This window comes from uncultured Streptomyces sp. (assembly GCF_947488945.1).
Taxonomy (GTDB): Bacteria; Actinomycetota; Actinomycetes; order Streptomycetales; family Streptomycetaceae; genus Streptomyces.
Genome location: NZ_CANLBS010000029.1, coordinates 46,768 through 71,009, shown reverse-complemented (window position 1 = coordinate 71,009; position 24,242 = coordinate 46,768). Strand labels below are relative to the sequence as shown.

Here is a 24,242-nt window from a genome sequence, read left to right as displayed (position 1 = left end):
TGTAGCGGTAGATCTCGGCGTTGGCGTTGACGCCCCAGACGGTTCCGTCGGCCGCGGCGCTGATGTCGGTCAGGCCACCGGGGACGCCGTGCCAGGGCGTGGCGTCGTCGTTGGTGAACCGGTAGATCTGGGCATTCGCGTTGACGCCCCAGACGTTGGACCGCGACCCCGCCGAGACCCCCGTCAGGCCGCCCGCGATCTTCTTCCAATGAGCCATGTCGACCCTGTTCCCCTCGTCGTGCCGTTCTTGAACTGCTCGGCCCGACACTAGGGCCCAACAAATGGCCCGATCCCAGGATTCATCAAACAAAATGATCTGAAAATGAACGTTTGAGGCTTATCATTCCCAGCCCGCCCAGGGAAGCGGAGAGCGGAATGCCGGCACTTTGACTGGATGCGCCGTCCCACCTCAGGGGGATCGACACAGCGGCACGGTATGTGCGGAAGAGAGAAGAGAGGTGCACCGCCCTTCCCCGCCCCGTTCTCACCGGAGATGCGCGCAGTGACACCTAGCTCTCCGCAACGCATCCGGGGTGCGCGCGACGGCCTTTTCGGATGACGCTCTGCGGCACACCCTCCGGGTTGACCGCGGTCTTCAGCATCAGCGGCGGGGCCGCGGAGAGCAGGATGGCGGACTCGATGCGAAGGCGAGCCCTTGTGGGCCGGGTGGGGAGTTTTCCCTGGTGCGATACGCCTCGGTGGTGGCGTATCGCACCAGGCGGTGATGCCGGTGAGGCCGTGCACGCTCGGTTCCTGTCGGTGGACAGAGGCGGCAGGCCGTTGCCTCGCCGCACTCATCCGTCGCGGGAACGCCATGGAATCCGTGCCGGCTCAGGAGTACTCAAGTGAGGAGCTGTTGGCTCTCGTACTCCTCGCCGTGCCTTTCCACGCTGCCCGGAGCTACGACGCCCACCGCCGGGCCGTCACCGCACAGGAAGATCCACCCGGCGCGCCCGAGGCCATGGGCACCGACCAAGCCGGGCCGCCGGCGCTCAACAACCGGCTGTGGCTGCCGGACAGGGCCGCACGGAGTCGCGCACCGAGTACCGCGAGCGGGTCGGCGAGGACCTGGACCTCTCGCTGCGCACCTTCGCCGACCACGGCCTGCCACGCCCGCGCCCGTTCGCCTTCGCCTTCCCCTTCTCCGACGGATCCGGCGTGGAGGGGAGGAACGCGACCGGCGGGAGCTGACCGCCGGGGGCATCACGCCGCTGCCTACGTGCCCAGGTCGCTGCCCCGAGCATCACCCCGGGTCCAACGGCCGGCAGGACGCCGGCGGCGTCGACCAGGTCGTCAAGGGCGTGGACGGGTGGGCGAAGGAGGGCAGTAGGCTGAGGGACCGTGACAGAACAAGCAGGTCAGCGTCAGGTCCATCCGCTTCCCTCGCGTCCGATACGTATAGCTGCCGCGCAGGCGCAGGCAGAGGCCGGGGACATCGAGGCGAATGCGGTCGCCGCGGCGACCATGGTTCGTGAGGCTGGACGGGCCGAGGCCCGGCTCGTGGTCTTCCCGGAGAAGTTCCTCAGCGGGTACGAGCCCGATCTCATCCGGGCCGACCCGCACAGGTGCGCTGTGAGGGTCGGCGACCCGCGGTTGGATCCCATCGCCGAAGCCTGCCGTGAGACCGGCACGGTTGCCGTTGTCGGTGCTGCTGTCCACGATCAAGGTGACCTGTACATCTCGGCACTGGTCATCGGCACGAACGGGGAGCTGATCGCCCGCTACGACAAGCAGAACCTGTTCAAGTCGGAACGCGAGATCTACCGCGAAGGCACGGCCGGGTGCACGCTCCAGCTCGATGGCTGGCGGCTGGGACTGGGTATCTGCTACGACTCCGGCTTTCCCGAGCATGCCCGTGCGGCAGCGCTGGACGGCTGTCACGCTTACCTCGTCGGCGCTCTGTTCGGCGTCGGCAACGGCCACCACGAGTTGCGCACATGGTTTCCTGCACGGGCCTTGGACAACACCTGCTATGTCGTGCTGGCCAATCACATCGGCACGACAGGGGGCTGGGACGCCTGCGGCTCCAGCACCATCTGGGGCCCGGACGGGCGGCCCCTGGCCGAAGCCGGTGCGGATCAGCCGGAGTTGATCACCGCCGACCTCCATCCGAAGGCACTGCTTGCAATCCGCGATTCGGAACCGATGCTGCGAGACGTGCGGGATACGACCGCCTATGCGCGCGCCTGGCACCGGCTCGGCTGATGTGCCTCAGCGTTCGCTCCAGGGTGAGGATGGCCTTGACGATGGACGTCATGCGGTTGGGGCTGTAGCGGGACAAGCGGAAGACGCGCCAGGACTTCAGGCGGGCGACGCCGCGTTCGGCGGGTGCGCGTGCTGCGGCCAGGGCTCGGTCGCGGGTCTTCCCGGTCCACGACCGCGGAGGTGCAGGCATGTGCGGTGGACTCGCTGATCCCGGACCGGCAGCGATCTTCGCCGGAGTGGTGTGTTCGCGCAGGTACACCAGTGCCACCGTCGCGCGCTGTGACGGGCGGAGCTTGCGGCGCCGGTCGCCCTCACGAGTGACGATCAGCATGGTCACCCGTTCCACGAGTGCATGCGGCAGGTCGAGTGCGGCAGGTTGGATCACCGACGATGCCCCCGAGCAACGTGATGGAGACGTCGGACATCTCCGGCAACAGCCGGGGGGCCTCGCTCGTTGCGCTTCACGGCCCATCACCCGAGCGATGGCCGACCCGAAGAGGCTCACCGAGCGCGCAGTGCGGAAACGATTTCAGCGGGTGGTCATCACGGCGTGGTGCGCGTTGAGGCGCTCGGCGGTCAGCTCGCGGGGGTAGATGGCGACCTTTCCGATCGCGCCGAGGAAGAACGACCTGAGGCTGGTCGAGCCGATGCGTACCGGGGAGGTGGTGTCCTGGGGAACGATGGAGTAGTCGGCGAGGGCGTCTTGGTCCCTCAACCGGCCGTCGCGATAGATCTTGGTGTAGCCGGTGGGGTAAGAGGGCCCGTCCGGGGCGGTGTTGATCACGAGTGCGTAGTGGATCCACTCCCCTGGATGCAGGGTGTCCTGGAAGTAGGAGCCGGCGCCCAGGCCCCCTGGAGGGTTGAAGGCGTACCCGGAGACGCGATTGGCCCGGCCTTCGGTGTTGGCGGCCGAATAGATGCGCGCCGTCCATTCGCACTGGTTCACCGTGGCATAGGTGACCTTGCCGAGCCAGTGCACGTACCCGGTGCCCTCGGTCGCGGGGAAGACGAGAGTGTCGGGACGGAACCACGCTTCGACGGTGAGCGCACCCGTGTTCGGTACGGACAAAGACCTGTCGTCGGGGACTTCGACGTACTGGCCGGGGGTCCCGTCGAAAAGCGACGCGGGATCGCCGTTGGGTAGATGGCTGTGGGACGGTGCGCCGTGGAACACAGCCCGTAATCCACCCGGCGACAGTTCCGTGCCCGCTCCGCCGAGTCGCAGGTAGAGCGCGGGGTCTTCGGCTTCGACGGCTGTGTCGTACGCGCTCATTTTTGCCTCTCAGGGGGTTGGGGCCGACGTGACTGCCCGTCAGTCGAAGGTAGGGGCAGCGCCGTGTCGGGTCGAGGGCGTGAGAGGACGACAGGTGGTGAACCAGCCTCACGGGCGCGGCCGGGGGGCGTGCGGAGAACCCGAGTGAGCCGACGGAAGAACGCGGTGGGGAGGTTCTGCCGCTGCTGTCCGTCACATGACGGTGAGCGTCCGGAAGAACAACTCCGTGTTGTCTCCGCGGACGCCGGCCGCGCCGGGGCCGGTGAGGCTGCCCGGTGCGGTGTCCTCGGCCTCGAGTACCAGCCGGCCCGCGACCTGGAGGTGCAGCCGGACTGAACGGGAAGCCGTGTTCTTCGCTCGTGCCGTGACGTGGTGCCATGCTCCGTACCGGAACGGGAGAACGGTCTGGGCGAGCGTGGTGTAGACGCCCTCGTCCGTTCCGGCGGGGGGTGCCTTGCGTTTGATGGCGACGGTGCCGTCGCGGCGGCTGAAGCTGAAAGAGTACAGCTCCTGCGGGCTCCGGTAGCGGAGCCAGAGGTGGCCGCCGTCCCACTCGGTGGCGGGCGTCCGCGGGGTGCTGCCGGGAGGTCGCAGCGCGAACAGGCCGCCGGCGGTGACGTCGACGAAGTCCGTGCGGGACGTCACCACGCGGAGTACGGCGGATCCGGTGGCGAGCCGGGACGCCGGGTCGGGTGACAGGCCGTCGGGGATCCCGCTCCACCCGGCGCCCCGGTGGGCGAAAAGGGAACCGCTGGTGACCGTCCAGTCCTCGTGGAGGCGGGCGTCCGGCGTGTCGGGGTGGCGGAAGGCGTATTCGTTGGTGACCAGGCCGTCGAGGGGGAAGGCGGCGTAAAAGGGGGGCCTGCCGTGGGCCGCGAGGAGGCGGGACGCATGCCGTCGCGGCGGTGCCGCTTTGCCGTCCGGGCGTGGCTCCTCCCGCTCCGGGCCACCGGCGAGCGGGGTCGGCGTACCGGCGACGGCCGCGGCGGCCAGGACGGCGCCCAGGGCAATGCGCCGGGACGGTCCCGGGCTGCCGTCTGCCCGCCTCATCGGGCTGCGTCCGCGCGGGGCGTGCCGGGGTGGCCGGGCAGAGGGGTGACGGTCATCGAGGTGAAGCGCGGGTAGGACGAGGCCGGGTCACCGTTGCGGGTGCTGAAGGCGATGCCGCCGGTGGCGTTTCCTGCCGTCGCCGATCGGGGGCTCCTGCGTTCGATGCGGACCGTTCCGTCGACGAGGACGACCGTGCGGTCCGCTTCCACGGTGACCGACAGCCGGTGGCACGGGCCGCTGACCAGGGCGCGGCGGGCGATCTCCCGGCGGCCGTCGCCGATGCCCACCAGGACGCGCACGAAGCTGTCGCTCAGTGCGACGGAGACGGGCTCCCGGCTGTGGTCGCGGACCACGAGGCCGATGTTGTTCCGGGATTCGCTGAGCCGGTCGACCGTAGTGGTGACGGTGTAGCCGGTCCAGTCGGCGGAGGCGAGGGGCATGTGTGCGGCGGAGGCGTAGCCGGTGCGGCCGGGGTAGGGACCCCGGCCGGTGAGCGCCCCGAGTCCGGTGTGCCCGCCGCGGTCCGTCCGTCTCCACAGGGACGGCTGCTCCAGCGGATGAGGGCTCGCGGAGGGGGCCGACGTCGTGAAGCGCGCGAGTCCTGCGAGCAGGTCCGCGGTACTCGTCGCACGCGTCACCTCCAGGCGCTGCACCTGCCCCGCGGTCGCGGCCCTCCGGCCGGCGGGCAGCGGCCGTTCGGAGCTGTTGGTGAGCCGGACGCGGAAGCGGGTGCGCAGCAGGTCGGTGAGGAGCCCGTCGACCGACTGCGCGGTGCCGTCCGCTCCCGGGGCGCCGGGGCGGGCCGCGGCGTCGGACGCTTCGGAGAACGGGTAGGCGAACAGGTGGGGCCGTGGCAGTCCGTGCCGCGCGAAGGTGCGCAGGGAGAGGTCCAGGTCCCCGCTGACCCGTGCGCGGAACTCGGCGGGTGTTTCCGCCCGGCTCTCGTGCGGCAGCCAGAGCGGGTTGCTCAGTGCTGGTGCGCGACGGCCCGACCGGTCCACGGCGGCACGGTGGTGAAGGTCGTGGGTGTGGTTCTCGAAGTCCCAGCGGCCGGACGCCTCCATCCGTGCGATCTCCTCCCAGGAGAGGTAGTACGGGCGGTGCCGGGAGACGTGACCGGTGATCAGGAAGGCGGCGGCCTTCATGCGGTACTTGGCCAGGATGCGGTCGGCGTGCACCCACAGGCCGTGCGCCCCGTCGTCGAAGGTGAGGAAGACGGTGCGGGGCGCGGGCGTGCTGCCACTTCTGAGGAAGTCGAGGAACTCCGCGCTGTCCAGACTGCGGTAGCCGGCGCGCGCGAGCGTGGCGAGTTGGTCCTCGAACGCCTGCGGGGTGACCGTGTACCGGCTGCGGCTGCCCCGGCCGACGTCGTGGTAGGCCAGCACCACGGGGGCGTGGTGCGCCACGGTGCGCGTTTCGGTCGGCGCGCCCGCGCGCGGTGTGGCCATCGCCGCGTCGGACGGGCCGGGCGGAACCTGCTGCGCGGTGACGGCACGGCGGTGGGCGTCATAGCTCCAGGCCGCCTGGAACGGCACGGCGACCACCACGACGGCGAGTGCTCCCAGCAGGGCCCGGGCGGCCCGCGCCCCGGCCCGGTGGGCGCCGGGGTGCGGCGCGGACCGCTGCGGTGGGGTGTGCGCGGTCGAGGTCATGGAAGTTTCCCCCGGAAGAGTACGAGGACGTACACGACGGCGACGATGATCGGGAAAAGGGCGCCGCCGGCCGCCGCGAGCACACGCCGCAGGATCCCGGTCACGACGTCCCCCTCGACCAGACGCCCTTGCGTACCGTCAGCAGCGAGTACGGCAGCAGCCATGCCAGGACGACGGCGGAGAACACGCTCATGAGCGGGCGGTAGCGCCAGCGGGGGTCGCCGGGGTGGTCGATCCGGTAGGCGACGGCCCAGGCGCAGCCCTTGAGGAGCACCCCGAGGAGGTACAGGCCGGTCAGGAGCAGGGTGCCGTGTGCCGGCGCCCAGAGGAGGTGGGTACAGGCGAGGACGGGAGCGGCGAGCACCCAGAGCACATGTCCGTAGAAGAGCGCGGCGGGACCGGCGCCGCGTCGCCACATGAATCCGCCGGTGAAGAAGAGGTTGCGGATGAAGCTCTTCTTCCAACGGACCTGCTGGCGCAGCAGCGGTCCCAGCCGTGCGGGTACGTCGGTCCAGACCTTGGCGGAGCGTACGTATCCGACCTGCCAGGGGCGTTCGGGAAAGTCCTCGTCGGTGAGGAAGGGGGAGTCGGCGTAGCGGGCCTTCAGCGAGCGGCCCTTCCACACCTGCCCGAGAACGTATCCGGTCAGTTGGCGGTCCGTCGCGAACTTGAAGGGCGCCCCCATGAAGCGGTCGTCGGCCCAGGCGGGAAGGTAGTTGTAGACGGCGTCGCGGCGGAACACCGCCAGCGGACCGGAGACGCAGGACACCGATCCGAAGGATGCCTCGGCCGCCTTGGCGACGCGGAACTGGCCCTCGTACCAGGTGTCCTGGACCCGGGTGAGGAGGTTGGCGGATGCGTTGAGTGCGCGGCAGTGGCCGCTGACGGCACCGAGCGCGGGGTTGCGTACGAGGGCCTGGACGCAGCGCCCCAGCGCGTCGGGGGCGAGGACGCAGTCGGAGTCGGTGAACGCGACGATGTCGGTGTCCGCGCCGGCGCAGGCGGTGACCAGGGCGTGCTTCTTGCCGACGTTCTCGTCGAGATGGATGACGGTGATGCCCAGTTCGTCGCGGAGCCGGCGCAGCACGTCCCCCGTACCGTCGCCGGAGTGGTCGTCGACGACCGTGACCCGGACGTCCTGGCAGTCCGAGGAGACCATGGACCGCACGCACGCCTCGATGCCGTCGGCCTCGTCCCGCACCGCCAGCAGGAAGGTCACGGAGGGCGCGGGGGGCAGCGGGGGGAAGCCGGCGTCCCGCAGGCGCCGGGGCACGGGCACGGCACTCTCCGACGGGTCCCGGTACCGGGTGTAGGCGATGTGGAACACGGCGATCGTGCCCGCCAGGACGACGCATCCGTAGATCAGCGTGAGAGAGGGCTCGGTGAGGCGCAGCGTGGCACCGGCCAGGACGAGCAGGAGCGGCGACAGGCACAGAAGTACCAGGAGCCGCCGCACGCCGTGCCTGACGGCCGGGTCGGCGCGGTCGCGCAGACCCGCCGCCCGGCTCCGCAGGCCCGGGGCCAGGACGGCGGGGGCTCGCGCGGAGCGGGCGGCCGTGTCGGCGGCCGTCACCGGTGCGCCCTCGGGGGCGCGGGCAGCCGGTGGCCGATGTCGAGCACGGCCGTCCCGGCGTCCAGCCAGCTCAGGTCGGTCTCCCGGTGCACGGTGTGGATCACCACGAGGTCCCAGTCCGCGGCGGCGGGGTCGGTGACGCCGGCGACGAGGGTCCCGCCGATGAGGGCCGCCGGGACCAGCGGGTCCGCGTACGCGACGCGGGCTCCGGCGGCGGCGAGCCGCTCGTGGATCTCCAGCGCCGGGCTCTCCCGCAGGTCCGCCACTCCCTCCTTGTAGGCGATGCCCACGATCAGGACCTTCGCCCCCGAGACGGGGACCCCCTCTTCCGCGAGCCGGTCGACGGCCCGGCGCACCACGGCGCCGGGACGTCGCGCGATGGCCCGCATGGCGGTGCCGACCACGGGCGAGTCAGCCTGGACGGAACGCAGTTGCCACAAGAGGTAGTGCGGGTCGCACGGGATGCAATGTCCGCCCACGCCCGGCCCCGGGTAGAAGGGCATGAAGCCGAACGGCTTGGTGGCGGCGGCCTCGATGACGGAACGCGGGTCCACTCCGAGTGCGTGGCAGTTGTCGGAGAGTTCGTTGGCGAGGGCGATGTTCACGGCCCGGAAGGTGTTCTCCCAGAGCTTCGCCATTTCGGCCGCTTCGGGTGTGTCCACCCGGTGGACGGACGGGGCCGTCGCGGACAGGAAGGCGGCCGCCAGCTCGGTGCTGCGCGGGTCGGCGCCGCCGACCACGCGTGGCGTCCGTTCCTGCCCGTGGGACGGGTTGCCCGGGTCGATGCGCTCCGGGGCGAACGCGACGAACACGTCGGAGCCGACCGTCAGCCCCCGTTCCGTGAGGGGCCCGGTCAGCAGGTCCCGGGTGGTGCCGACGTAGCTGGTGGACGTGAGGACGATCAACTGGCCGGCCCGAGCGTGCCGCACCACCGAGGCGCAGGCAGCCGAGAGCATGCCGAGATCGGGAACCTGATGGCGGTCCACCGGTGTCGGCACGCAGACGACGACGGTGTCCGCCGCCGCGACGGCCGCCGGATCGTCCGTCAGCCGGAAGCCGCGGTCCCCCGCCGCGGCCGCCAAATGCGCCAGTTGCTGGGGCAGCAGGTCCACCTGGCAGGAGCGGATGGCCCGCAGCCGCGGGGAGCTGACGTCGACGCCGACGACGACAGCCCCCGCCTCATGCAGTGCGAGAGCGGTGGGCAGGCCCACATAGCCGAGCCCGACCACAGCAACGGTCTGCCCCGCGAGGCCGTCGGGCGAGCCCGGTCCCTCGGAGAGCCGGAGCTCGGAGCCGTCCGCCTGGGCGGGCATGGCGGGGGCGCCCGGTGGGCGTGCGCCGACGACGGTTCCGCCGGGCGCACCCTGCGGTGAGGGGGCAGGCGCGGATTCCATGTGTGTTTCCTGAAGTGTGAGTGCCGCGAGACGACAGAGGACCGCCTGCTTCTGACAGGAAGGGATCGTGCACGGTCACGTCGGCGATGCCGCCCGAGGCGCGGCGTGCCACCTTCCGATGGCCTAGCGCACGGGGGAAAACTCCCCTGCGTGGCCGAGTGCCCCGGACATTTCCCTGTGGGTGCCGCACGAGGCGCCCCGGGGTGACGTGCGGGCCGCCGGGACGCGGGCCCCGTGTCCCTGTGAAAAACGGAACAAGGGGAGGACGAGAAGCAGCGTGGGCCGAGCCCTGATACCGCGGCCGGGCCCGCCGGAAGAGTTCTGTGCTCTGCAGTCGGCCCTGCCACATCTGGCCCGGGCTGATCGCCACGGATCAGGGCAGAGGTTCGCCATGCCTCTCCGCACCAGCGTGACGGTGTCGAGCGCTTCTACAACGACTGGGGCCGCGGGCGGTCGGCGGTCGCCCTCCTCGCCGACGCGGGGGCATTCCGCCGGCCCCCGCCGCCCTCGCCAACGCCATCAAGTCCCGCCCACCGATGCGGGGGTGCTCCGTACACTTCGTCCTCCAGCGTCGGCCCGTGTCCGTCTTCGAGCCCCGGCCTCCCTGCGGGTCGTAGCGCACGCTGGGCATCGAGACCGACAGGCCCGCTACCGCCGCTCCGTCCCGGTCGCGCACCGGTACGCCGACCGCGACGGGCCCGCGCTCGGAGCGTTCCTGCTTGACGGCGAAGCCGTTGCGGCGGACGAGGCCCAGCTCGGAGCGGAGCCGCGCGAGGTGCGGGCGGTCTGCGGGGCGGTCGACCACAACGCCGGGGGCGTCCCGCTCGGACAGGACGCGTACGACTTCGTCGGATGGGTCGCGGCCCAGCCGTGGTGCGACGGCAACGTCGGCATGATCGGCATCTCCTCCTTCGGCTCGATGCAGGTACTGGCGGCGGCCGAGCGCCCACCGAGCCTCAGGGCGATCTTGGCGTGGGAAGCGGAAGACCCCCTGGGCCGTGCCCAGTTGCAGCCAGAAGTGTTCGGGCTGTTCGACCAGGCGCAGGGCCGGTCACGCCGCAGCTCCGACAGCTCTGGAGAGTAGCGCCTGGAGGCGAAGGCGTGGCAGAAGGAGGCTGCGGAGGCAGACCCGCGCCTGCGGATGCTGGAACGCCCTGCGGAAGTTGCGCAGCGGAATGTCAAGGAGATCGAGCCTGCGGAGAAAGCGGGAGTCGCTACGGATGACCGGCCTGCGTGCCAAGGTCGTGAGGTGTACTCCGCGACGCAGGGGTGTCGCGGTCCTGACGATGCGGGCGGGGCGGGGATACCCTGCGCGGACGAGCGTCAACTGGAGGTACGCATGCGTCGTCCTTTCGGGCGGAACGTCACCGCTTTAGCGGTACTCGCCGTGGTCGTGTCGATGTCCGCCGCCGCGCCGCCCGGCGCCACGACCGCACCCCGCGTCGATCCGCCGGCCAAGACGCCGGTGGCGGCCGGCTGGGGCGGAGCGGTCGCCAGCGTCGACGCGGACGCCTCCGCGGCCGGCATCGAGGTGCTGCGCGCGGGCGGCAACGCCGTGGACGCCGCGGTCGCCACGGCCGCCGCGCTGGGCGTCACCGAGCCGTACTCCGCGGGCATCGGGGGCGGCGGGTACTTCGTGTACTACGACGCGAAGTCCCGCACGGTGCGGACGATCGACGGACGGGAGACCGCGCCGCGCAGCGCCGACTCCTCCCTCTTCCTGGAGGACGGCAAGCCGCTGCCCTTCGCGGACGCCGTCACCAGCGGACTGGGCGTCGGCACCCCCGGCACCCCCGCCACCTGGGACGAGGCGCTGTCCACGTGGGGCAGCAAGTCCCTGCGCACGGTGCTGCGTCCGGCCGAGGAACTGGCCCGCGACGGGTTCGTCGTCGACGACACCTTCCGCTCCCAGACCGCGTCCAACCAGGCCCGGTTCGCCGACTTCCCGGCCTCCGCCGAACTGTTCCTCCCCGACGGGCAACTCCCCGTCACCGGCTCGGTGTTCAAGAATCCCGACCTGGCCCGTACGTACCAGGAACTGGGGCGCGACGGCGTCGGCGCGCTGTACCGGGGCAAGCTCGCGGACGACATCGTCCGCACCGTCCGCAACCCGCCCGTCGACCCCGCCTCGGGCCGGGTGGCCCGTCCCGGCGACCTGACGGCGAAGGACCTGAAGGGGTACCGCGCACTGCACCGCGCCCCCACCAAGGTCGGCTACCGGGGTCTGGACGTCTACGGGATGGCGCCCTCGTCGTCCGGCGGCACCAGCGTCGGCGAGGCGCTCAACATCCTGGAGTCCACCGACCTGTCGAAGGCCGGCGACGTCCCGTACCTGCACCGGCTGATCGAGGCCAGCCGCATCGCCTTCGCCGACCGGGGGCGCTGGGTCGGCGACCCGGCGTTCGAGGACGTGCCGACCGCGGGGCTGCTCAGCCAGCGGTTCGCGGACTCCCGCGCCTGCCTGATCAAGGACGACGCGGTGCTCACCAGCCCGCTGCCGCCCGGCGACCCGCGCCGCCCGACGGCCTGCGCCCGCGGGGGGCAGGCCGCCCCGACGACGTTCGAGGGCGAGAACACCACCCACCTGACGACCGCCGACAAGTGGGGCAACGTCGTCGCCTACACCCTCACCATCGAGTCGACCGGCGGCAGCGGCATCACGGTGCCGAACCGCGGCTTCCTGCTCAACAACGAGCTGACCGACTTCTCCTTCGCCCCGGCCAACGCCGCGGTGCACGACCCGAACCTGCCGGGCCCCGGGAAGCGGCCGCGCTCGTCCATCTCGCCCACCATCGTGCTCGACCGCCACGGCAAGCCGGTCGTCGCGCTCGGCTCGCCGGGCGGCGCCACGATCATCACCACCGTCCTGCAGACCCTCACCGGCCACCTCGACCGGGGGCTGCCGCTCGTCGACGCCATCGCCGCGCCCCGCGCCAGCCAGCGCAACGCGGCGACCACCGAGATCGAGCCCGGTCTCTGGGACGGCCCGCTGCGGGCCCCGCTCGAAGCGCTCGGGCACGCCTTCAGGCTGAACCCCGAGATCGGCGCCGCCACCGGGATCCAGCGACTGCCCGACGGGCGGTGGCTCGCGGCGGCGGAGAAGACGCGCCGCGGCGGGGGCTCGGCGATGGTGGTGCGTCCGGGCGGCAGGTCCTGAGCCGCACGGAACCCACCTGGCCGCGGGGCCGGTACGGTGCGAAGCCATCGCGCCGTACCGGCCCCGCGGCCTTCGACGCGGGGTGTGACGCGGCCCCTGACGCGGCCCTGTCCACGACCGGCCGGGGCCGGTGCGGGTCCGGCGGGAGTCCGGTGCGGGACGGGTGCCGTGCGGCTCAGAGGGCGGTGAGGACGCGGGGGCCGTCGTCGGTGATGGCCACCGTGTGCTCGGCGTGCGCGGCGCGGCTGCCGTCGTCGGTCCGCAGGGTCCAGCCGTCGGCGTCGGCGTGGTAACCGTCCTCGCCGCCGCCGATCAGCATGGGCTCGATCGCGAGCACCATGCCGTGCCGCAGCAGCATGCCGCGCCCCGCCCGCCCCTCGTTCGGGACGCCCGGGTCCTCGTGCATCGACCGGCCGATGCCGTGGCCCCCGAAACCGTCCGGGATGCCGTATCCGGCGGTGCGGCAGACCGTGCCGATGGCGTGCGCGATGTCGCCGATGCGGTTGCCGACCCGGGCCGCCGCGATGCCGGCCTCCAGAGCGGTGAAGGCGGTGTCGACCAGCAGGGTGTCGGCGGGGCGGGCCCGGCCGACGGTGAAGCTGATCGCGGAGTCCCCGGCCCAGCCGTCCAGCAGGGCGCCCCCGTCGATGCTGACCAGGTCGCCGTCGCGCAGCCGGAGGTCGGTCGGGATGCCGTGCACGATCGCGTCGTTCACCGACGCGCAGATGACGCCCGGGAACGGGGTCGGCGCGAAGTGCGGGCGGTAGTTCAGGAACGGCGAACCGGCGCCCGCCTCCCGCAGCACCTCCCTGGCCACCGCGTCCAGCTCCCGCAGGCTCACGCCCACCTTCGCGGCCTCCCGCACGGCGGTCAGCATGCGGGCGACCACCCGTCCCGACTCTCGCATGAACGCCATTTGAGCGTCCGTCTTCAACGTCACCATGCCAATTACTATACCGGTCCAAGCGGTATTAGAATGACGGCATGGTTCGCACCCCTCTCACCCCCGAAGAGCGCCGTCGCGGCGAACGGCTCGGCCGCCTGCTGCGCGAGGCGCGGGGTGGACGCCCCATGACCGACATCGCCGCGCGGGCCGGGATCTCCGCCGAGACCCTCCGCAAGATCGAGACCGGGCGGGCCCCGACCCCCGCCTTCTTCACGGTCGCCGCCCTGGCCGCCGCCCTCGGCCTGTCCATGGACGAGATCCTCGCCCGGTGCGGCCCCGAGCCCCTGGCGGAGGCCGGCGGGCACGCCGTCCCGGACGGCCGGGACGCGGTCGTGGTGCCGCTGATCGCCTAGGACTTGTCCGGGCGATCACGTGCGGAGCCAGATCGTGAGGGCTGCGACGGTTGCGGTTCCGAGGCAGACGTACCGGTGCTTGCCGTAGCGGGTGGCCACCGCTCGGTGCTGCTTGAGCCGGCTGATGGCCCGTTCGACGGTGTTGCGTTTCTTGTACCGCTCTTCGTCGAAGCCGGCCGGCCGGCCGCCGTGTGAGCCTTTGCGGAGTCGGGCGGCCTGGCTGTCGGTCTTCTCCGGGATGGCTTGGGGGCAGGCCATGGGTCGGTACGGGCGCCCGCGGCGTGCTGATGCGCCCGCACGATGGTGGAGGCGACGGAAACGTCCCAGTCGATCTCGCCTGCGGCGTCGGCCTCGGCCTGGACCTGCTGGAGCAGACGCTCCCACGTCCGTCGGCTGACCACAGCCGGTGCCGTTCATGAACAGTCTTTCAAGGCCCGAACCGTTCGGGCAGGTCACGCCACTGCACGCCGGTCCGCACGCGGTGCAGAATCCCCTCGATCACCTGCCGGTGGTCCCGCCACCGGCCACAACGCCTGTTGCCGACCGGCAGGAACGGCCGCAGCCGCTCCCGCTCAGCATCACTCGGACCACCCCGCCCCATGACCGGAAGAACGACCCGGACAGACGGCAGTCACAAGATCACACGAGTCCTGACCCCTACTCTGTGACGAATGGTGCGTATCCGACCGGGACCTCGCTCACCCGAAGGTCCGAGAAGAGCAAGGTCACCTTGTGCGCGTTGGTTTCCATGCGCACCTCGTGAAAATCGATTCCGAGAGCCTTCGACCAGCGGTGGGTCGCCTCGGACTCAGGAAGGAGTTTGGCTCCCGGGTACAGGGCGTGCCACTTCACGCCCCAGACGTATCCGTCGAGGTCGACACCGGACTCGTGGTCGATGAGCCGGTCGTCCAAGGAGACCCGCCAGGTCTCCGTCGGCACCGAGGTCTCACACCGGGCCTCGACGCAGTACCGGAAGAGATACCGCAGGTGGGACGGCACGATGCCGGTACTGGGATCAGCCGTCGCGTAGACGATGACCTCGTAGTCGCGCATGTAGTTGGTGTATCCGTGGTGCACGACAGCGTGATCGAAGGTCTCGTCCAGCATCTGCTCAAGTACGGCGGTGTCCATGCCGCCCTTCTACATCACTCGACGAGACCTTCGACAACGAGATTCACGGGTGTGGGGCGCCGTTGGCCTCAGAGATCGCCCGGACAAGTCCTGGCGCGGCCTCCGGGGGCGCGGGTTCCGGCGCCGTACGTCCGGGGGTGCCGGGCGGGGGCCGTGTGCAAGGGTCCCGCCGGGTACCGGAGGCCGCGGCGCGCCGCGTAGGGTCACGCCCGTGACCTTCCAGGACTTCGCCCGCAGCGAGTACGTCAGCCTGACCACCTACCGCAAGGACGGCACCCCCGTCGCCACGCCCGTGTGGGCGGCGGCGGACGGAGAGGTGCTCTATGTCTGGACGCGCTCCGACTCGTGGAAGGTGAAGCGACTGCGCCGGGACACCCGGGTCCGCGTCACGGTCTGCGACGTCCGGGGCCGGATCGCGGAGGGCGCGCCCACCGCCGAGGGTGAGGCCCGGCTGATCGAGGGCACGGACATGAAGCGGGTGCGCAAGGTGCTGGCCCGCAAGTACACCTGGAAGTTCTGGCTGGTCGACGTGCCCGCCACCGCGTTCCGCCTCGGCAAGCGCCCGCACACCGGCATCGCCGTCACCTTCTGACGCCTTACGGCCCGGTACGCCCTGTTCCGTCGCGCTCCGCCCCGTGCGCCGGGGGCGTGCGGGGCGCACGACGGGCTACCGCCGGACCGAGGCCGAAAAGAGGGCGTAGCCGTCCCGTAACACGCCTGCGGTCGAATGCCTGCTGACTGGAAGGGTCCAGCCGAGGGCCGACGAGGGCGGCGATGACGGTGTACCAACATGTGGCCGACGTAGGCGAGTTCGCCCGATTCCTCAGGGAGCTGGTGGACGGGCTGGATCCCGGGCGCGGTTGGTACGGGGTCTTCGCGCAGCGGGACCCCGACGGAATGCGGGCCTGTCTGGACGGCGTGGAGATACCGCCGTGGGACGTGGTCGAATCGCTCCTCCAGGACGTGGCGGCCGCCTGGGGCGCCGAGTACGCCGCCCGGGAGTCGGTCCGCGCCGCCCGCCTCTACGCCGCCTCGGCGGCGGCCAACGACCGTCGCCCCGGCGGCCGTCAGGAACTGCTGCGTCGACTCGAACTGATGCAGCGGGAGCAGGAGAACGCCGCCCGCCGGCTGCGCGCCGCCGGACCGGGCGGCACACCCGACCCCGACCGGGACGCGCAGGCATGGGCCCGCGACGACCACCGGCGGGCCTCGGCCCGCTGCGCCGAACTCCGCAGCCGCCTCGCCGCGGTGACGGTGCCCAAGGGCTGGTTCCGCGCGGAGGAGGAGCCGTCGCCGGAGGCACACGGACCGGCAGCTTCCGGTGCCGGGCCCGCACCAGGTACGGGCACGGGCGCCGGCCCCGGGCCCGGCGCCCGGACCGTGGCGGTGCCGGGTCCCCGGCGCGCGCCGGAGGCGGAGCCGGGGCGCGGGTCCGAGCCGGAACCCGGGTGGGGAATCGCACCGGGCCGCGCCGCGCGGCCGGAACCGGCGCCGGAGCCGCCCGCGCCGGAGCCGCGACCGGTGCGCAGGAAGCCCCGCGGGGCCCGCTTCGCCGGACTCGACATCGAGGAGGAGGTCGTCGAAGCCCCTTCCGTCGTCCCCGTGCTGCCGCCGCCCGCCGCATCCGCCGCCGCGCCACGCGGCGCCCGCTTCTTCGGCGGGACGCCGCGCGCGCCCCAGCCGTCGGAGGAACCGGCCCCCGCCCCGGCGGCGGCCGACCCCGAGGCGGTGCGGGCCGCCGCCGACGCCGTCGCGTTACTGCTCCGGATGCGGGCCGAGGGCCGCAGCGGCGAGGCGCACGTGGTCCTGTGCCAGGCAGCCGCCTGGCCCGCCGACCGGTTGCCCGTGTTCGCCGTCGCCCTGCACCTGGCGGGGCTCGGCGCGGACTGGACCACCTTGCTGTGGGAGGTCTCGTCGCTGCCGCCCGCCGGCTTCGCCGCGGCCGTCGACGCGCTCGCCGCAGCCGGCCGCACCGAGGACTGCCTGCTGCTGCTCCGGCAGGGCGTGGCGCGTCCCGCCGACGAGATCGCGGACGCGGTGGTGGCACTGGACGACGCGGGCCGGGAGGACGAGGCCGAAGAACTGCTCGGCGCGTTCGTCCGCGCCCGCACACCCGAGGACGCCGCCCGCATCGCGGAGTCGGGGCCCGGCCGTCTCGTCCCCCAACTGCTCGCCGCCGCACGCAAGGTGTCGCCCGCCCGCGAATGGGACCTGGTGCACGCGCTGCGGATGGCGGGGATCGCGGGGGTGTAGGGGGCGGGGAGCGCCCGTGCGGGCGAACGAGGACCCCCGCCCCGGGTGTTCCTGGAGGCGCTCGCGCCGTGGCGTGGACCGCTCGGGTGCGAAACGTGATCGACTCGGCCGGTTCACGGCGATGGTCTTGCCCCGCCGTGCGAGCGGGCCTACGTTCTCGTACTACCCACTGTTCTACGTGCGTAGAACGGGAGGGGCTCTTCCACGCCGTGTCGAAGGAGCAGCTCATGTCCCATGTCGTACGCGCCGCCCTCGTGCAGGCGACCTGGACCGGCGACACCGAGTCCATGATCGCGAAACACGAGGAGCACGCGCGGGAAGCCGCCCGGCAGGGGGCGAAGATCATCGGGTTCCAGGAGGTGTTCAACGCCCCCTACTTCTGCCAGGTGCAGGAACCGGAGCACTACCGCTGGGCCGAGGCGGTCCCGGACGGACCGACCGTCAGCCGGATGCGCGACCTCGCACGCGAGACCGGCATGGTGATCGTCGTCCCCGTCTTCGAGATCGAGCAGTCCGGCTTCTACTACAACACCGCCGCCGTCATCGACGCGGACGGCTCCTACCTCGGCAAATACCGCAAGCACCACATCCCGCAGGTCAAGGGGTTCTGGGAGAAGTACTACTTCAAGCCCGGCAACGCCGGCTGGCCGGTCTTCGACACCGCCGTCGGCAAGGTCGGCGTCTACATCTGCTACGACCGGCACTTCCCCGAGGGATGGCGCCAACTGGGCCTCAACGGAGCCCAACTGGTATACAACCCGTCGGCCACCTCGCGCGGTCTCTCCAGCCACCTCTGGCAGCTCGAACAGCCCGCCTCCGCCGTCGCCAACGAGTACTTCGTCGCCGCGATCAACCGGGTCGGCCGCGAGGAGTACGGCGACAACGACTTCTACGGCACGAGCTACTTCGTCGACCCGCGCGGCCAGTTCGTCGGCGAGGTCGCCGGCGACAAGGAGGAGGAACTCCTGGTCCGCGACCTCGACTTCGGGCTCATCGAAGAGGTCCGCAACCAGTGGGCGTTCTACCGCGACCGCCGCCCCGACGCCTACGACGGGCTGGTGGAGCCGTGACCGGGCTGTACGACCGACACCGTGCCGTCAGCCCCGACTGGCTGGCGCTCTACTACGACCGGCCGCTCGAACTCACCCACGGCGAGGGGCGCCACGTCTGGGACAGCGACGGCAACAGCTACCTGGACTTCTTCGGCGGCATCCTCACCACCATGACGGCGCACGCGCTGCCGGAGGTGACCAAGGCGGTCAGCGAGCAGGCGGCGCGCATCATCCACTCGTCCACGCTCTACCTCAACCGCCCGATGGTGGACCTCGCCGAGCGCGTCGCCACGCTCTCCGGCATCCCCGACGCGCGCGTCTTCTTCACCACCTCGGGCACCGAGGCCAACGACACGGCCCTGCTGCTGGCCACCGCGTACCGGGGTTCCCACCAGATCCTCGCGATGCGCAACAGCTACCACGGCCGCTCGTTCTCCACCGTGTCCGTCACCGGCAACCGGGGCTGGTCGCCCACCGGCCTCTCGCCCCTCCAGACGCTGTACGTGCACGGCGCGGTGCGGGGACGCGGGCCCTACGCGGAGCTGAGCGATCCCGAGTTCGTCAAGGCGTGCGTGGCCGACTTGGAAGACCTGCTCGGCCACTCCAGAGGGCCGGCCGCCCTCATCGCCGAACCGATCCAGGGCGTGGGCGGGTTCACCTCCCCGCCCGACGGGCTGTACGCCGCCTTCCGCGAGGTCCTCGACCGGCACGGCGTCCTGTGGATCTCCGACGAGGTCCAGACCGGCTGGGGCCGGACCGGCGACCACTTCTGGGGCTGGCAGGCGCACGCGAAGAACGGCCCGCCGGACATCCTCACCTTCGCCAAGGGCATCGGCAACGGCATGTCCATCGGCGGAGTCGTCGCGCGCGCCGAGGTGATGAACTGCCTCGACGCCAACTCCATCTCCACGTTCGGCGGTTCACCGGTCACCATGGCGGCGGGCCTGGCCAACCTCACGTACCTCCTGGACCACGATCTCCAGGGCAACGCCCGCCGGGTCGGCGGACTGCTCATCGAGCGGCTGCGGGCCCTCGGGGCACGCTCGGACGCCGTGCGCGAGGTGCGGGGGCGGGGTCTCATGATCGGCATCGAACTGGTGAAGCCCGGTACCGACGAGGCCCACCCCGAGGCCGCGGCCGCCGTGCTGGAGGCAGCCCGCGCGGGCGGCCTGCTCATCGGCAAGGGCGGCGGCCACGACACCAGCGTGCTCAGGATCGCCCCGCCCATGTCGCTCACCGTCGCGGAGGCCGAGGAGGGCGCGGCCGTGCTGGGCGAGGCGCTCCGCGCGGCGGGGTGACGGGCGCGCCTTCCGGTGCGGCGGGGCCGGTCCCGCCCCGCCGCGGGGCCGCCCGCGCGCGACCGGTGGACGAGCGGAGCACGAGAACACGTATCGAAGCGAAGGGAGGAGAGCTGTGGCACGCACTCTGATCACCGGTGGGCTGGTCATCACCGCGTCCGACGAACTCCATGTGGACGTGCTCGTCGACGAGGGCCGGGTCGTCGCCCTGGCGACCCCGGGCAGTCACGGCTGGACCGCCGACCGGACCATCGACGCGACGGGGAAGTACGTCGTCCCCGGGGGCGTCGACGCGCACACCCACATGGAGATGCCGTTCGGCGGCACCTACGCCGCCGACACCTTCGAGACGGGGACCCGCGCCGCCGCCTGGGGCGGCACCACCACCATCGTGGACTTCGCGATCCAGAGCGTCGGGGGTGCTCTGCGAGAAGGGCTCGACGCCTGGTACGCCAAGGCCGACGGCAACTGCGCCGTCGACTACGCCTTCCACATGATCGTCTCCGACGTGAACGCCGGGACGCTGAAGGAGATGGACCGGCTGGTGAGCGAGGGGGTGACCTCGTTCAAACTCTTCATGGCCTATCCCGGCGTCTTCTACAGCGACGACGGCCAGATCCTGCGGGCCATGCAACAGGCCGCGGGCAACGGCGGGTTGATCATGATGCATGCCGAGAACGGCATCGCCATCGACGTACTCGTCGAGCAGGCGCTCGCGGCCGGCCGGACCGACCCGCGCCACCACGGCGACGTCCGCAAGGTCGCCCTGGAGGCCGAGGCCACCCACCGGGCGATCCAGCTCGCCCGGGTCGCGGGCGCGCCGCTGTACGTCGTGCACGTCTCGGCCGACGAGGCCGTCGAGGAGCTGGCGGCCGCCCGCCACAAGGGACTTCCGGTCTTCGGCGAGACCTGCCCGCAGTACCTCTACCTCTCCACCGACAACCTCGCCGAACCGGACTTCGAGGGCGCCAAGTACGTCTGCTCGACCCCGTTGCGCCCGCGCGAGCACCAGGAGGCCCTCTGGCGCGGCCTGCGCAACGACGATCTCCAGGTCGTCTCCACCGACCACTGCCCGTTCTGCTTCACGGGCCAGAAGGAGAAGGGGCGCGGCGACTTCTCGAAGATCCCCAACGGCATGCCGGGCGTCGAGAACCGTATGGACCTGCTGCACCAGGCCGTGGTGGACGGGCACATCTCGCGCCGCCGCTGGATCGAGATCGCCTGCGCCGCCCCGGCCCGGATGTTCGGCCTGTACCCGAAGAAGGGGACGATCGCACCGGGCGCGGACGCCGACATCGTCGTCTACGACCCCCGGGCCGAGCAGACGATCTCCGCGGCGACCCACCACATGAACGTGGACTACTCGGCCTACGAGGGCAAGCGGATCACCGGCCGCGTCGAGACGGTGCTCTCCCGCGGCGTCCCGGTCATCGAGGGCGGCGAGTACGTCGGACGCGCGGGTCACGGGGCCTACGTGCCGCGGGGGTTGTGCCAGTACGTGTGAGGGCGCGGGGAGGGGCGCCGCGCGCGGTCCGGCTCCGCCCGGCACCCTGGCCCGGGGCCCGCCCGGCGGGCGCGCCCCGGACCCGGCTCCGTCAGCCGTGGAAGGTGACGTAGCCGTTCCCGTCCTTGTCGTTGCCCTTCTTGGTGTACGCGTGCACGTCCGCCTTCGCCCCCGAGGGCTTCAGCAGGTTGATGGTGTCCTTGTCGTTGTTCCAGATGAAGTTGCAGTTGTTCCGGTAGACGACGTTGCCGGCGTCGGAGTCGGTGCCCCGGCCGCCGCGCAGCTTGATCAGGTCGCCGGGCTGGAGCAGGTGCCGCCGGGTGAAGGTGAAACGATTCCCCGTCGCGTCCCTGACCACGTAGCCCTTGAGGTCGACGGTGGCCGTCTTCGAGTAGTTCTTGATCGTCACGTACTCCTGCTTGGTGTTGCCCTTGGTGCAACTGTTGGAGTCCGTCCCCGGAGCGTCGTACTGCACGCCGGCGATCTTCAGCGCGGAGCTGTACTCCGCGGCCTGGGCCGGTGTGGTCGACAGCGCGGCCAGCGCGGCGACGGCCGCCGCGGCCAGGACATGGCGCTTTCGCATGAGGTTCCCCCCTCGGTGGTGCGGTTGAGACTCGGGGAGCCTATCGGGCCCGTGGAGAGGAGGTGATGGATATGTCTTCATCCGGTGAAGATCGCTCCATGCCGTCCAGGAGTCGGTGAGGCACCGACCCGGCGAGGCCCGCCCCGGAGCCGCTTGCCCGGCCCCGGAGCGCCGGCGATGCACGGGTACGGCACCTCTGCCCATAGGGTGCCGTGCATGTCTGCCTCGTTGAGTTCCACGAAGACGGCCGCCGCCCTCAGAACCTCCGCGCGCGTATCGCTCGATGTGCTGCTGGTCCTCGTCATGGCCGGGGTCGCCCTGTGGGCACTCGGCCGGACCTGGTCGGTCGTCTGGCCGCTCATAGTGGCCCTGTTCCTCACCACCCTGACCTGGCCGCTGGCCCGCTTCCTGCGCCGGCACGGATGGCGCCCCGCCCTCGCCGCTGCCACCGTGACGGTGCTGTTCCTGCTGGTCGCCTCCGGCATCGTCGCGCTCATCGCGGTGCCGGTGGCCTCCCAGTCCGGCGAGCTGAGCGACGGAGTGGTCGACGGCATCACCAAGGTGCACGAGTGGGCCGCCGGGCCGCCGCTGAACATCCGTGAGGACCAGATCTCCTCCGCCCTCGACAGCGCCGTCTCCCGCGTGCAGGACAGCGTCGGCAGCGTGCTCTCCGCGGCCGTGACGGGTGTCAGCACCTTCTTCAACGGGCTGGTCACCGCCGTCCTGGCGCTGTTCCTGATGTTCTTCTTCCTGAAGGACGGCCCCCGCTTCCTGCCGTGGCTGCGGCGCCAGCTTCCGGGCCGGCTCGCCACCGACATCCCGGTCGTGGCCGAGCGCAGCTGGGAGACGCTGGGCGCGTTCGTCCGCTCCCAGGCGTTCGTGGGCCTGCTCGACGCCGTCTTCATCGGCATCGGCCTGTGGGTCCTCGGCGTGCCGCTGGTGCTGCCGCTCGCGGTGCTGACCTTCGTCTCCGCGTTCGTGCCGATCATCGGCGCGCTCTTCGCCGGACTGGTCGCGGTGCTGATCGCGCTGGTGTCCAACGGCCTCACCGACGCGCTGCTGGTGCTGGCGATCATCATCGTGGTGCAGCAGTTGGAGGGCAACGTCTTCCAGCCCATGATCCAGAGCCGTGGACTCGGCCTGCACGCCGCCGTGGTCCTGCTCGCGGTGACGCTGGGCGGCAGCCTGGCGGGCATCGTCGGCAGCCTGCTCGCCGTCCCGGTGGCCGCGGTCCTCGCGGTCGTCTGGAACTACGTACGCCAACAGCTCGTCGATCCACCGCTGGAGCCCGAGCAGGACGGGGTGCCGGACGGCGTCACCGTCCCCTCCTGACCCGCCCCCGCCCCACGGAGTGCGGGCCGGCCTGCCTGCCCGCACCGGTCCGCCCGCCTCCCGCCCGCCTCCCCGACGGCCTCCGCCCACCGGTCCTCCCGGTGGGCGGAGGCCGTCCGCCGTCCGGGACGGACACGCCGGGGACCCCTTCCCGAAGTCGCCGGACGGGGCCGGGACCGTCCCTCCTGCGACGCGCGTAGCGTGAGTTGCCGGAGACCCCTCCCCGGCACGTCCCGATGTGGAAGGCTCTCCTCGTGCACGCCGCCGGGAAGGCCCCCGGGGCCGGCCCCGGCGTGCTCCCGCCCGGCCCCCACCTGCCCCCGCACTCGGCACCCCGCACCCCGTACTCCGTTTCCCGGACCCGTGTTCCGCCGTTCCCGCAGCGCCGCCGGAACGCCCCGCGCGGGCCCCTCCGCCACCTTCTGGACCAGGAGCACCGTCATGGACTTCGGACTCGTCCTGCAGACAGACCCGCCCGCCTCGTCCGTCGTCGGACTGATGCGCCGGGCGGAACGCAACGGCTTCCGCTACGGCTGGACCTTCGACTCGGCGGTGCTCTGGCAGGAGCCCTTCGTCATCTACAGCCGGATCCTGGAACACACCGAACGCCTCGTCGTGGGGCCGATGGTGACCAACCCCGGCACCCGCACGTGGGAGGTGACCGCCTCCACCTTCGCGACCCTCAACGACATGTACGGCAACCGCACGGTCTGCGGCATCGGCCGCGGGGACTCCGCGATGCGGGTCGCCGGACGCAAGCCCAACACGCTGGCCCGGCTGGGCGAGGCCATCGACGTCATCCGCGACCTCGCCGAGGGACGCGAGGCGACCGTGGACGGGCAGCCGCTGCGCATCCCGTGGGTCAAGGACGGCAACCTGCCCGTCTGGATGGCGGCGTACGGGCCCAAGGCGCTCGCCCTCGCCGGGCAGAAGGCGGACGGCTTCATCCTCCAGCTCGCCGACCCGTACCTCACCGAGTACATGGTGAAGGCGGTCCGCACGGCGGCCGCCGAGGCCGGGCGGGATCCCGACGCGGTCACCATCTGCGTGGCCGCGCCCGCCTACGTCGGTGACGACCTCGACCACGCGCGGGAACAGTGCCGCTGGTTCGGCGGCATGGTCGGCAACCACGTCGCCGACCTGGTCTCCCGCTACGGCACCGGCTCGGGGCTGGTCCCCGAGGCGCTGACCGCGTACATCGCCGGCCGGTCCGGCTACGACTACAGCCACCACGGCCGCACCGGGAACCCGGACACGGCGTTCGTGCCCGACGAGATCGTGGACCGCTTCTGCCTGCTCGGCCCCGCCGAGGCGCACATCGAGAAGCTGAAGGTGCTCCGGGACCTGGGCGTCGACCAGTTCGCCGTGTACAACATGCACGACGCCCGGGAGGCCACCATCGACGCCTACGGAGAACGGATCATCCCGGCCCTCCGCGCCTGACACCCCGCACCGCCCTCTCTCGCGTACCGCACGCCCGCGTCCG

21 protein-coding genes and 4 pseudogenes are annotated in these 24,242 nt (G+C 71.8%); 12 read left to right on the top strand and 13 right to left on the bottom strand.

The features are described 5' to 3' along the window. Positions 1 to 217, bottom strand: a 217-nt coding sequence (locus Q0994_RS30970) for a tectonin domain-containing protein (protein WP_363325591.1), incomplete at its 3' end; no start/stop codon positions are given. A gap of 340 nt (positions 218 to 557) precedes the next feature. Then, a pseudogene (locus tag Q0994_RS30965) lies at positions 558 to 644 on the bottom strand (alpha/beta hydrolase); the annotation flags it as partial. A gap of 361 nt (positions 645 to 1,005) precedes the next feature. Here Q0994_RS30965 and Q0994_RS30960 point away from each other — a divergent pair. Together Q0994_RS30960 and Q0994_RS30955 are read left to right on the top strand one after the other, a co-directional pair. Then, on the top strand, positions 1,006 to 1,191 hold the full coding sequence (locus tag Q0994_RS30960) for a hypothetical protein (protein ID WP_299541422.1): 186 nt from the start codon (positions 1,006 to 1,008) through the stop codon (positions 1,189 to 1,191). Between the two features lie 150 nt (positions 1,192 to 1,341). After that, entirely contained in the window at positions 1,342 to 2,205 is an 864-nt protein-coding gene (locus Q0994_RS30955; RefSeq protein WP_299541420.1) for a carbon-nitrogen hydrolase family protein, read from the top strand. 13 nt (positions 2,206 to 2,218) lie between these two features. On the opposite strand, the pseudogene Q0994_RS30950 reads toward Q0994_RS30955, so the two are convergent. From Q0994_RS30950 to Q0994_RS30920, 7 genes and pseudogenes are all read right to left on the bottom strand, one after another. Beyond that, positions 2,219 to 2,536: pseudogene (locus tag Q0994_RS30950) on the bottom strand (transposase family protein); the annotation flags it as partial. Between the two features lie 198 nt (positions 2,537 to 2,734). After that, a complete protein-coding gene (locus tag Q0994_RS30945; RefSeq protein ID WP_299541418.1) occupies positions 2,735 to 3,478 on the bottom strand; it encodes a LamG-like jellyroll fold domain-containing protein in 744 nt (247 codons plus the stop codon). 192 nt (positions 3,479 to 3,670) lie between these two features. Beyond that, positions 3,671 to 4,528: a hypothetical protein gene (locus Q0994_RS30940; protein ID WP_299541416.1), complete on the bottom strand. Its 858-nt coding sequence runs from the start codon at positions 4,526 to 4,528 to the stop codon at positions 3,671 to 3,673. Then, on the bottom strand, positions 4,525 to 6,180 hold the full coding sequence (locus Q0994_RS30935) for a polysaccharide deacetylase family protein (RefSeq protein ID WP_299541414.1): 1,656 nt from the start codon (positions 6,178 to 6,180) through the stop codon (positions 4,525 to 4,527). The genes Q0994_RS30940 and Q0994_RS30935 overlap by 4 nt, the downstream gene beginning before the upstream one ends. A gap of 100 nt (positions 6,181 to 6,280) precedes the next feature. Continuing rightward, positions 6,281 to 7,753, bottom strand: a complete 1,473-nt coding sequence (locus Q0994_RS30930; RefSeq protein ID WP_299541412.1) for a glycosyltransferase — start codon at positions 7,751 to 7,753, stop codon at positions 6,281 to 6,283. Next, positions 7,750 to 9,147, bottom strand: a complete 1,398-nt coding sequence (locus tag Q0994_RS30925) for a nucleotide sugar dehydrogenase (protein WP_299541410.1) — start codon at positions 9,145 to 9,147, stop codon at positions 7,750 to 7,752. Before Q0994_RS30925 ends, Q0994_RS30930 begins: the two co-directional genes overlap by 4 nt. A gap of 373 nt (positions 9,148 to 9,520) precedes the next feature. Then, the gene (locus Q0994_RS30920; protein WP_299541408.1) at positions 9,521 to 9,952 is read right to left on the bottom strand and encodes an IclR family transcriptional regulator C-terminal domain-containing protein; all 432 of its coding nucleotides are present in this window, start codon (positions 9,950 to 9,952) and stop codon (positions 9,521 to 9,523) included. On the opposite strand from Q0994_RS30920, the pseudogene Q0994_RS30915 reads away from it, so the two are divergent. Further along, positions 9,947 to 10,114: pseudogene (locus Q0994_RS30915) on the top strand (CocE/NonD family hydrolase); the annotation flags it as partial. The gene Q0994_RS30920 and the pseudogene Q0994_RS30915 sit on opposite strands and share 6 nt — an antisense overlap. A 372-nt stretch (positions 10,115 to 10,486) precedes the next feature. Further along, entirely contained in the window at positions 10,487 to 12,304 is a 1,818-nt protein-coding gene (ggt, locus tag Q0994_RS30910; protein ID WP_299541406.1) for a gamma-glutamyltransferase, read from the top strand. Positions 12,305 to 12,479: 175 nt separating this feature from the next. Here the strand turns inward: ggt and map are convergent, their stop codons facing one another. Beyond that, positions 12,480 to 13,247, bottom strand: coding sequence for a type I methionyl aminopeptidase (gene map, locus Q0994_RS30905; RefSeq protein WP_299541404.1), 768 nt, complete (start codon positions 13,245 to 13,247; stop codon positions 12,480 to 12,482). A 41-nt stretch (positions 13,248 to 13,288) separates the two neighbouring features. Between map and Q0994_RS30900 the strand changes: the two genes are divergently transcribed. Then, the gene (locus tag Q0994_RS30900; RefSeq protein WP_299541402.1) at positions 13,289 to 13,603 is read left to right on the top strand and encodes a helix-turn-helix domain-containing protein; all 315 of its coding nucleotides are present in this window, start codon (positions 13,289 to 13,291) and stop codon (positions 13,601 to 13,603) included. Positions 13,604 to 13,618: 15 nt separating this feature from the next. Here the strand turns inward: Q0994_RS30900 and Q0994_RS30895 are convergent. Then, positions 13,619 to 14,204, bottom strand: a pseudogene (locus Q0994_RS30895) (IS5 family transposase). A gap of 56 nt (positions 14,205 to 14,260) precedes the next feature. Next, the gene (locus tag Q0994_RS30890; protein ID WP_299541400.1) at positions 14,261 to 14,734 is read right to left on the bottom strand and encodes a hypothetical protein; all 474 of its coding nucleotides are present in this window, start codon (positions 14,732 to 14,734) and stop codon (positions 14,261 to 14,263) included. 211 nt (positions 14,735 to 14,945) lie between these two features. Between Q0994_RS30890 and Q0994_RS30885 the strand changes: the two genes are divergently transcribed. From Q0994_RS30885 to hydA, 5 genes are all read left to right on the top strand, one after another. Next, positions 14,946 to 15,326: a PPOX class F420-dependent oxidoreductase gene (locus tag Q0994_RS30885; RefSeq protein WP_299541398.1), complete on the top strand. Its 381-nt coding sequence runs from the start codon at positions 14,946 to 14,948 to the stop codon at positions 15,324 to 15,326. 182 nt (positions 15,327 to 15,508) lie between these two features. Next, on the top strand, positions 15,509 to 16,987 hold the full coding sequence (locus Q0994_RS30880) for a hypothetical protein (protein WP_299541396.1): 1,479 nt from the start codon (positions 15,509 to 15,511) through the stop codon (positions 16,985 to 16,987). Between the two features lie 227 nt (positions 16,988 to 17,214). Beyond that, a complete protein-coding gene (locus Q0994_RS30875; protein WP_299541394.1) occupies positions 17,215 to 18,057 on the top strand; it encodes a nitrilase-related carbon-nitrogen hydrolase in 843 nt (280 codons plus the stop codon). After that, positions 18,054 to 19,337, top strand: a complete 1,284-nt coding sequence (locus Q0994_RS30870) for an aspartate aminotransferase family protein (protein ID WP_299541392.1) — start codon at positions 18,054 to 18,056, stop codon at positions 19,335 to 19,337. Before Q0994_RS30875 ends, Q0994_RS30870 begins: the two co-directional genes overlap by 4 nt. Positions 19,338 to 19,452: 115 nt before the next feature. Continuing rightward, on the top strand, positions 19,453 to 20,841 hold the full coding sequence (gene hydA / locus Q0994_RS30865) for a dihydropyrimidinase (RefSeq protein WP_299541390.1): 1,389 nt from the start codon (positions 19,453 to 19,455) through the stop codon (positions 20,839 to 20,841). Positions 20,842 to 20,932: 91 nt separating this feature from the next. Here the strand turns inward: hydA and Q0994_RS30860 are convergent, their stop codons facing one another. Next, positions 20,933 to 21,424, bottom strand: coding sequence for a lamin tail domain-containing protein (locus Q0994_RS30860; RefSeq protein ID WP_299541388.1), 492 nt, complete (start codon positions 21,422 to 21,424; stop codon positions 20,933 to 20,935). 216 nt (positions 21,425 to 21,640) lie between these two features. Here Q0994_RS30860 and Q0994_RS30855 point away from each other — a divergent pair, with 216 nt between their 5' ends. Next, a complete protein-coding gene (locus Q0994_RS30855) occupies positions 21,641 to 22,756 on the top strand; it encodes an AI-2E family transporter (RefSeq protein ID WP_299541386.1) in 1,116 nt (371 codons plus the stop codon). Positions 22,757 to 23,197: 441 nt separating this feature from the next. Beyond that, positions 23,198 to 24,199: a TIGR03842 family LLM class F420-dependent oxidoreductase gene (locus Q0994_RS30850; protein ID WP_299541384.1), complete on the top strand. Its 1,002-nt coding sequence runs from the start codon at positions 23,198 to 23,200 to the stop codon at positions 24,197 to 24,199. Positions 24,200 to 24,242 lie beyond the last annotated feature (43 nt).